Below are 6672 nucleotides of genomic sequence, written 5' to 3'. Positions count from 1 at the left end.
GGGCATCCGACGGCGACGCACGCGTCGGTGACGGCGCCGACCTCCCTCGACGTCAGCACGTCGAGCAATGCCGAAGCGGTCACCAGCGCGGCGCCGCCGAGGTGATCGGACCCGAAGTGGGCGAGTTCGCCGCTCCGCGTGCGGATCGCGACCGGTCGTCCTTCACGATCGGTCGCGCCCGCGCGCACCGCCCGCTCGAGGAGGGTCGCGTTCCAGTCGTGCAGGACCCAGGTCTGCGGGCCGGGCAGCTGCGGCGCGAGCCATCGCATCATCGAGCCGGTCCCGCTTCCCAGGTCGTGGATCACGATGGGACCCGGCGCGAGCAGTCGGGCTGCTTCGAGCGCGAGGTCGCGGGACCGGGCGCGTGCGTCCTCGGGTTCACGGAGCGCGAGCCAATCGCTGCTCACCTCGATGACCTCGCTCATCCGGCGCGCCGCCGCTCGGACTCGACGCCGCCCGCGGCGGGACGGGTTCGTCGCAGGACCGTCGCGGCGATCCGAGCGGACTCGGCCCAGGTTCGCCTCCCGGTACGAGAGCGCACCGCCTCGGCCTTGAGCACCGCACGCCGAGGAGGTTCCGCCCACCACYGCCGGAGCACCGCACGCAACGCCACCGGGTCGTCGGGAGGGATCAGGACGGCGGCCGTGCTCCCGGCGACCGCCTCCGGCACCCCGCCGACGCGTGCCGCCACGACCGGGATGCCGCGGGCGACCGCCTCCGCGGCCACCATGCCGTAGCTCTCGGCGCGCGACGGCACCACGACGAGGTCGGCCGCCTGGTACGCCTCGGCGAGCCGGCGACCGGTGAGCACGCCCGGCAGCTCGATGCGCTCCGTGAGCCCAGCCGATCGGATGGCGGCAGCGGTCCGGGTCGCGAACTCCGGGTCGGTGTCCAGTGAGCCCACGATCGAACAGCTCCATCCGGGCAGGTCGTCCATTCCCGCAAGCGCGTTGACCAGCACGTCCTGCCCCTTGTGCAACGCGACCGCGCCGACGCAGAGCAGGTGGCCCCCGGATGCGGATCCGGTCGCCGTCGGTACGGCGTCGGTGCCCGGACGGGCGACGACGATGCGATCGGGTTCCGCGAGCGCGCGGGCGACGAGTTCGGAGCGGGTCCACTCGCTGGTCGCGATGACCCGCCGCGCGGCATTCAGTGCCACGCGCTCCCGTTCGGCCGTCGACGCCCGGTCCTGGATGCGGGGCAGGGCGCTTGCGACCATGTGCGCCAGCACGACGATCCGAAGCCGCGTCGACTGCGCCTCGAGCACTCGCGAGGCCGCGACCGCGAGCAATCCGTCGATCAGCACGACGTCGTCGCGGTGGAGCGCGGACAGCGCGCTCGCGACCTCGTGACCGCCGTCTGCTGCGACACGCACCATCCGGATGTCGACGCCCTGCGCCCGGAGGGCCTCGCCGATGCGCCGGTCGTAGACGTTGCCGCCGCTGACGCGCTCGTCATCCTCGATGCCGTCGGGCACCAGGAACTGCACGGCTGCGTCTGGCATTCGTCTCACAACGTCCGCTCGTACGTCGCCCAGGCGATGTGGGACTCGTGCAGCGTCACCTCGATGGACGACAGCCGCCCATCGGCAGACCCGAGTCGTCCGTCGGCGATGCGCTCGGCGAGGCGGTCGGCGATCACCTGGCAGAGTCGTTCGGTCGTGGTGTTCATGCCGGCGAACTCGGCCTCGTCGTCGAGGTTGCGATAGGTCAGCGAGCCCGTGATCTCGCTGAGCGCCTCGGCCGCGCGTCCGATGTCGACGACCACGCCGTCCGCGTCGAGGTCGCTCGCGCGGAAGGACGCGTCGACGACGAAGGTCGCGCCGTGCAGGCGCTGCGCCGGCCCGAACGTTGCTCCCGAGAAGCTGTGGGCGACCATCATGTGGTCGCGAACGGTCAGGGTGAAGGTCATTCGGCGTCCGTCCAATCGATCGTGTGGCAGAGCTCCGCGCCCTGCCCCGTGGCGAGCCCCTCCATCACGGCGGGGAGGTCGGTCCACGGGGAGTCGCCCGTGAGCAGCGCGTCGAACGCGGGATCCCGCAGGAGGTCCAGCGCGAGCGTCAGCCGGTCGCGCGTCGTGCGCGTGCCGCGGCGACGACGGGCGACGGCACCCACCTGGCTCGACCGGATGGACAGTCGGCGCGAGTGGAAGTCGGCACCCAGTGCGAGCGTGACCGGCCGGTCGCCGTACCAGCTGGCCTCGATCACCTCCCCATCCGTCACCACGGTTGCGAGCGCGAGCTGCAGCCCGGCCTCCGACCCGCTCGTGTTGATGACGAGATCCCGGTCGCCCGGCGCGTCGCCCGGTTCGGCGAATCGCACGCCGAGCCGGTCGGCGACGCTGCGACGCGACGGGTCGACGTCGACGAGCACCACGTCGAGACCCGGGATGCCGCGGGCCAGCCGCGCGATGCTGCATCCGATCATGCCGGCGCCCACGATCGTCACCCGGTCGCCGATCAGGGGGGCGGCATCCCACAGCACGTTCACCGCGGTCTCGACCGCTCCTGCGAGCACTGCACGCCGAGCGGGCACGCCGCGCGGGACGGGGATCACTGCCTCAGCAGGAACCGCGAACCGGGACTGGTGGGGGAACAGGGTGAAGACCGTGCAGCCTTGGAGCTCGTCGGGCCCCTGCTCGACGACTCCGACGTTGAGGTAGCCGTACTTCACCGGGCCCGGGAACCCGCCCTCCTGGAACGGCGCGCGCATCCGCTCGTGTTCGCTGGTCGGCACCCGACCGAGGAAGACCGAGGTCTCGGTGCCCCGGCTGATGCCCGTGCGGCTCGTGCGGACGAGCACGTCGCCCTCGCCGACCGGGCCGATCGACGCTCGTCGCATGACCCCGACGCCGGGCCGGTCGATCCAGAACGCCACGGCCTCGAGCAACGGTATGCCTCCTTCGGTGAACCTTCCGGGGATGCCAGACGTGTACATGAATGAATATGCTCCGTGAGATGCTCCCTGACAAGGACACGTGATGGCGATCAAGGAGGTTCACCTCGCACCGACCGGGTTGGCGGGACTCGGCGGTGCGGGCGTGCTGGCGATCTGGACCGCCGACGGGCTGCCGCCGATCGGCTGGATGGCCGCGCTCGCCTATCTCGTCGTGAGCAACGCCCTTCTGCTCGGTGCGCTGCGACGCGCGCGCACCTCCCGTCTCGGCTGGGCGAATGCCGTGACGGCGACGAGGTCGACGCTGGTCGCGATCATCACCGGGCTGGTCGCGGCATCCTTCGTCGCGCCGATCCCGGTGGCGCTGCTGGTGGGCCTGGTCGTCCCGGCCCTGGTCCTCGACGCGGTGGACGGGTGGGTCGCCCGACGGACCGGGACCATGTCGGAGTTGGGCGCGCGCTTCGACATGGAGGTGGACGCGTTCCTCCTGCTCGTGCTGAGTGCGTACGTGGCACCGATCCTCGGCCTCTGGGTGCTCGCGATCGGCCTGATGCGCTACGTCTTCGTCGCCGCGGGATGGGTGCTTCCGTGGCTTCGCCTGCGGCTCCCGTATCGCTATTGGCGCAAGGTGGTGACGGCCGCGCAGGGAATCACCCTCGCCCTCGCGGCATCCGGCCTGGTCCCCGAGCTCGCGGGCGTGGTCGTCGGCCTCGCACTGGTCCTGCTGCTCGAGTCGTTCGGTCGCGACGTGGTGTGGCTGGCGCTCCGAAGCCGGGCTCCACGCGTCGAGGTGGGCGCGACGTGATCGACGCGCCCGGCCCATCGCGGGAGCCGACCCGAGGTCATTCGGCCCGCTGGCTGCGGAGCACGACCGGCGTGGCGATGCCGAGGATCACGACGCCGATGGCATCGATGACGACCGTCTGCGGTACGAGGGTGAAGTCCCACGACTCGGTGATGCCGAAGAGGCCGACGGTCAGCGCGAGCAGGAGCGCCGCGAGGCTCGCGATGACGAAGAGCAGGCTGAGGACGGTGGCAAGACCCAGGAGCCGCCCGTGCAGCACGAGCATCCCGATCGCCAGCACGACACCTGCGATCCCGTTCAGGACGAAGAACACGCCGAGGATGCCGCCGACGCCGTCGAAGACGAGGAACAGGTGGATCCCGCCGATCGCGGCGAGGACGATCGCGCTGAGGATCCGAAGGACCCGCAGGACGGGCCGATTGCTTGCAGTCATGTTCATACCCGCTTCCGATCGAGGCCTCCGGCGGAGCCGCTGACCATGACACGAGACAGCGGGGGCAGGGGTTCACTCGCGTGGATGCCCCGAGCGCGCGACCGGGTCTCGCTCGTGGTCGCGATCCTGCTCCTCGTCGTGACGCCGCTCGTGCCGGGAGCGCTCGCGGACGGTGCTCCGTCGGCGCTCATCGGACTCCCTGCGGAGTCGATCCTCGTGCTGTTCCTGCTCTTCCTCATTCCCTGGGCCCCGGCGCGCCTCATCGCCGCAGCCGCCTTCGCGGTCACGGTCGTCGCCGCGCTCGTGCTCGCCGGCATCGATGCCGGCTACCGGTCCGTGCTCGACATCCCATTCGATCCGCTCGACTGGCAGCAGCTGAGCGACGCGTTCGGGGTCGTCGAGGGTTCCATCGGCGCCGCCCCGGCGCACGCGCTCGTCGCACTGCTCACCGTCGTCGCCCTCGGGCTCATCGTCGCCCTGTCGTGGGCCGCGCTTCGCGTGGGGCACGCGATCCGTCCGGATCGGGGGCACGGCGGGGCCGTGATCTCGGCGCTCGCCGCAGCGTGGCTCATCGCCGCCCTCGTGGGCTCGCAGCCGGTCGCCGGGCAGCCGGCCGCGGCCGCCGCCTCCTTCCGGGCGATCACCGCCTCGGCCGCACGCGCCGCGGCAGGTCTCGCCGCCCTGGCCGACCTTCCGGAGCAGATCGCGACCGATCCCTACYGGGACGCCGCGGGCTCCGACCTGCTGACCACGCTGAAGGGCAAGGACGTCGTCTTCGCCTTCATCGAGAGCTACGGCGAGGTGGCGGTGCAGGAATCGGGCTTCTCGGGAGGCGTGGACCAGGCGCTCCGTGACGGCGAGGCGCAGCTGCGCGCTGACGGCTACACGTCCCGGAGCGCCTTCCTCACCTCCCCGACGTTCGGGGGCCTCAGCTGGCTTGCGCACTCCACCTTCCAGACGGGGCTGTGGATCGACCGGCAACCGCTCTACAGCGCGGTCATCCGGAGCGACCGACTGACGCTGAGCCGGGCATTCGGGAGAGCGGGCTGGCGCACCGTCAGCGTCGTGCCCTCGAACACGGAGCCGTGGTCGTTCGGCACCTCGTTCTATCGCTTCGACACCCTGCTCGACGCGAACAACGTCGGCTATCGGGGGCCGTCGTTCGGGTACGCGCGGATCCCCGACCAGTACACGTGGAAGTACTTCGCCGACCACGAGCTCGCCGGGGGCCACCAGCCGGTCATGGCGGAGATCGACCTCGTCTCGTCGCACACGCCGTGGGCACCGCTCCCTCGGCTCGTGCCGTGGTCGAAGGTCGGCGACGGTTCCGTGTTCGAGCCGCAGCCGGCTCAAGGGGAGTCGGCGACCAGCGTCTGGCAGGACCCGAAGAGGGTGCAGCGGGCGTACGCCCAGTCGATCGAGTACTCGCTCGGCGCGATGTTCGAGTTCCTGCACGAGTCCGACGACCCGGACCTCGTGCTCGTGGTGCTCGGCGACCACCAGCCGGCGACGATCGTGAGCGGACAGGGGGCCGGCCATGACGTGCCGATCAGCATCATCTCGAAGGACGCGGCGGTCTTCGAGGCGATCGGGGGATGGCACTGGCACGACGGGATGCTCCCGGCGCCCGACGGGCCCGTCTGGCGGATGAGCGCCTTCCGGGACCGGTTCCTCGACGCGTTCAGCGCCGGCGGCCCACCACGAAGTAGCTCAGCGGACCGATGAAGTTCACGGCGATGAGCACGGCCCACAGTGCCTTGGGGCCGCGGACCAGCGCCGCCGGCCTGCGGGCGAGGTCCGTCCACGCGGTGGCCGCGAGCGCGAGCTGCACGGATGCCGCGATGAGCATGCCCGTCTTCCGGCCGCTCGAGAGCTCGTTCCAGTTCTGCGCGGGCATCTCCGGCTCCCTTCCCGAGGTCGACGACATCGACGGTCTCGGGGTCACCCTAGTCTCATGGCGCCGCGACCGGAACGCCCGACGGCGTCTCGGCGGCGGTCATTGCGCTGCGACCGTGCGCCGGTGCTCGTCCACGAACCGGGAGTCGCCGGCGAGGAACCGCATCCCGCACCCGGCGAGCAGCGCACCGGCACCCCCGACCACGAGATCTCCGATCGAGTCGGCGTAGCCGACGTAGATGGCGGGGTCGATGAACGTGTGCCCGAACCACTCGGCGACCTCCCAGAGCACGCCCAATGAGAGGCCGAGTGCCGTCGTGAGGAGCACCGCCGAGGCGACCGGATGACGCAGCCGCCCGGCATCCGCGATCACCCCCGTTCGCTGGAGCAGGAGGTACAGCAGCGCCGCGGCCAGCCCGTTGGTCGCGAAGTGCGTTGGGATGTCCCACCACCGTACCGACAGGTAGAGCTCGAGCACGCTGCTCCACGCGGAGACGAGCACCGCCACACCGAAGGCGAGGTCCACGCTCGGACGGACGCCGAGCAGGCGCGGGAAGAGCGACGCGAAGACCGCGAGCGACACCGTCAGCGCGGCGAGCGGGCCCCAGCCGATGCCCGCCACGACGATGCTCGCGGCGCCGAGG

8 protein-coding genes and 1 pseudogene are annotated in these 6672 nt (G+C 71.4%); 2 read left to right on the top strand and 7 right to left on the bottom strand.

Annotated elements, in window-relative coordinates; genetic code table 11:
- The 4 genes and pseudogenes from AC1DY2_RS12875 to AC1DY2_RS12860 all read right to left on the bottom strand — a co-directional run.
- Positions 1 to 425 (bottom strand): annotated as a pseudogene (locus AC1DY2_RS12875) (SAM-dependent methyltransferase); the annotation flags it as partial.
- On the bottom strand, positions 422 to 1504 hold the full coding sequence (locus AC1DY2_RS12870; RefSeq protein ID WP_476762786.1) for a glycosyltransferase family 4 protein: 1083 nt from the start codon (positions 1502 to 1504) through the stop codon (positions 422 to 424). The gene AC1DY2_RS12870 and the pseudogene AC1DY2_RS12875, both read right to left, overlap by 4 nt.
- Before the next feature lie 5 nt (positions 1505 to 1509).
- A complete protein-coding gene (locus AC1DY2_RS12865; protein WP_309978012.1) occupies positions 1510 to 1911 on the bottom strand; it encodes a 6-pyruvoyl trahydropterin synthase family protein in 402 nt (133 codons plus the stop codon).
- Positions 1908 to 2888, bottom strand: coding sequence for a zinc-dependent alcohol dehydrogenase (locus tag AC1DY2_RS12860; RefSeq protein ID WP_476762785.1), 981 nt, complete (start codon positions 2886 to 2888; stop codon positions 1908 to 1910). Before AC1DY2_RS12860 ends, AC1DY2_RS12865 begins: the two co-directional genes overlap by 4 nt.
- Positions 2889 to 2979: 91 nt before the next feature.
- Between AC1DY2_RS12860 and AC1DY2_RS12855 the strand changes: the two genes are divergently transcribed.
- Complete coding sequence (locus tag AC1DY2_RS12855; RefSeq protein ID WP_476762784.1) at positions 2980 to 3699, top strand: CDP-alcohol phosphatidyltransferase family protein; 720 nt, start codon at positions 2980 to 2982, stop codon at positions 3697 to 3699.
- A gap of 37 nt (positions 3700 to 3736) precedes the next feature.
- On the opposite strand, the gene AC1DY2_RS12850 is transcribed toward AC1DY2_RS12855, so the two are convergent.
- On the bottom strand, positions 3737 to 4132 hold the full coding sequence (locus AC1DY2_RS12850; protein WP_476762783.1) for a hypothetical protein: 396 nt from the start codon (positions 4130 to 4132) through the stop codon (positions 3737 to 3739).
- An 84-nt stretch (positions 4133 to 4216) separates the two neighbouring features.
- Between AC1DY2_RS12850 and AC1DY2_RS12845 the strand changes: the two genes are divergently transcribed.
- Positions 4217 to 5857 (top strand): alkaline phosphatase family protein, encoded by a 1641-nt coding sequence (locus tag AC1DY2_RS12845; RefSeq protein WP_476762782.1) that lies wholly within the window; start codon positions 4217 to 4219, stop codon positions 5855 to 5857.
- Here the strand turns inward: AC1DY2_RS12845 and AC1DY2_RS12840 are convergent.
- Both AC1DY2_RS12840 and AC1DY2_RS12835 read right to left on the bottom strand, forming a co-directional pair.
- Positions 5814 to 6029: a PLDc N-terminal domain-containing protein gene (locus AC1DY2_RS12840; protein WP_159601798.1), complete on the bottom strand. Its 216-nt coding sequence runs from the start codon at positions 6027 to 6029 to the stop codon at positions 5814 to 5816. The genes AC1DY2_RS12845 and AC1DY2_RS12840 overlap by 44 nt on opposite strands.
- 99 nt (positions 6030 to 6128) lie before the next feature.
- On the bottom strand, positions 6129 to 6672 hold a 544-nt coding region (locus AC1DY2_RS12835), incomplete at its 5' end, for a DUF2238 domain-containing protein (protein ID WP_476762781.1).

It is taken from the genome of Agromyces sp. P1_H4 (assembly GCF_056405255.1).
Note: the sequence above shows the minus strand (reverse complement) of the source record. Positions and strands in the feature narration are given on the sequence as shown.